This is a genomic window from Gemmatimonadota bacterium (genome assembly GCA_039715185.1).
In the GTDB taxonomy this organism is placed as follows: Bacteria; Gemmatimonadota; Gemmatimonadetes; order Longimicrobiales; family RSA9; genus DATHRK01.
This window is the reverse complement of the sequence record JBDLIA010000203.1, coordinates 1-1,726: the sequence shown is the minus strand read 5'-3', so window position 1 is coordinate 1,726 and position 1,726 is coordinate 1. Positions and strand designations below refer to the sequence as shown.

Genomic DNA, 1,726 nt, shown 5'->3' with positions numbered 1-1,726 from the left:
AGCGCGAACGATCCCGCCTGCAGAGACGTGGGAGCGCTCCAGCCGGCCGCCCGCACCGCGTCGGCCAGCGCTTCGTGCAGCTCGATGTCACCGAAGTCGGACATGTGGGCTAGCCGCCCGGCCGGTCGCCCGGCTCGTAGGGCAGCTCGTTCAGGAAGTGCTGCGTCTCGGTATCGATTCGGGAGGTTCGAAGCCCGTCCGTACGCGCCTCGACCACGGTGGCCAGGCCGTGCGCGTGCACGTGGATCTCCACGGTGCCGTCGCCGCCGGCGAGGGTTACCGAGTGGTCGTCGCCCGCGGTGCGGCTGAGCGGAATCCTCCCCGTCAGGAACCCCTCAGCCGTGCGCAGGACGGCCTCCGCCGGCAGCGCGGTGATGCGTTCGTATGCGGCCATGTTCGGCGTTTCGCGTCGGTTTCGAAAAAAGTGACTCGGCCCCGCGCGCGATCGGCCGCTCGCGGGGCTGGCAATCTCTCCGGCCGCGGCGCACGCGGCAAGCCGACGGGGCCTACCCCGCGCCGCGCGAACCGGACATATTCCGCGGGTGAAATACAGTCCGAACGTCCAGCCCATCCGACCATCGGCCACCCTCGCCGTCGCCGCCCGAGCGGGCGAGCTGCGGGCGGCCGGCCGAGCGATCGTCGACCTGAGCGCCGGCCAACCCGACAGCGGAACGCCCGACTTCATCCGCGAGGCGGGCGCCGACGCCATCCGCGCCGGCAAGACCCGGTATACTCCGGCCCCCGGCATCCCCGAGCTCAGACGCGCGATCGCCGCCGACCTGGCGCGCCAGTATCCGGCGCAGCCGTCCGCAGAGGGAGTCGTGGTCTCGGCCGGAGCCAAGCAGTCGCTCTTCAACGCCGCTTTCACGCTCTTCGGCCCGGGCGACAAGGTGCTGGTGCCGACGCCGTACTGGACCAGCTATCCGTTTCTGGTGCATCTCGCGCGCGCCGAACCGGTGGAGGTCCCGCCGGGGCGCGGCGGCCGCGTCGACGTCGACGCGTTGGAGCGCGCCTGGGACCCGGCGGTACGCGGCCTGATCCTCAACTCGCCGTCGAACCCGGCCGGCACCGTGCACCGGCTCGACGAACTGGAGGCAGTCGCCCGCTGGGCGGCCGATCGCGACGTATGGATCCTGAGCGACGAGATCTACGCTCGCATCTGCTACGTCGCCGAGCGCGCTCCGGGGATGCTCGACCTGAGCCCCGAGCTGCGGGAGCGGGTGGTGGTGATCAACGGCGCGTCCAAGGCGTTCGCGATGACCGGCTGGCGCATCGGCTACACCTACTCGGCGCCGGAGCTGGCGCGGAAGATGGCCGCGGTGCAGTCGCACATCACCACGGCGCCGGCGACCATGGCGCAGTGGGCCGCGCTGACAGCCTACACCGACACCGCCCAGCAGGACCGAGCGGTCGCGCAACTGAGGGACACGTTCGCGCGCAGGCGCACCCGCCTGCTGGCGGACTTCGCCGAGCACCTCCCCGGCGTCGGGTACATAGAGCCGGAAGGCGCCTTCTACCTGTACTTCCGCATCGACGGCTTCTTCGACGAGAGCGCGCCCGATTCCGTGACGCTGTGCACGCAGCTCCTGGAGCGCGCGGGGGTCGCCGTGGTACCGGGCGTGGCGTTCGGCGATGACCGCTACGCGCGCCTTTCTTTCGCCGCATCCGACGATGACCTTGCCAAAGGCGTCGCGTTGATGGCCGAGGCGCTGGTGGGGGCCTCGGC

At 71.3% G+C, this 1,726-nt stretch carries 2 protein-coding genes; one reads left to right on the top strand and one right to left on the bottom strand.

Annotated features, from left to right (window positions below; genetic code table 11):
- Positions 1-109: 109 nt before the first annotated feature.
- Positions 110-394 (bottom strand): hypothetical protein, encoded by a 285-nt coding sequence (locus tag ABFS34_16725; GenBank protein ID MEN8377070.1) that lies wholly within the window; start codon positions 392-394, stop codon positions 110-112.
- A 148-nt stretch (positions 395-542) separates the two neighbouring features.
- On the opposite strand from ABFS34_16725, the gene ABFS34_16720 reads away from it, so the two are divergent.
- Positions 543-1,726, top strand: a 1,184-nt coding sequence (locus ABFS34_16720) for a pyridoxal phosphate-dependent aminotransferase (GenBank protein ID MEN8377069.1), incomplete at its 3' end; no start/stop codon positions are given.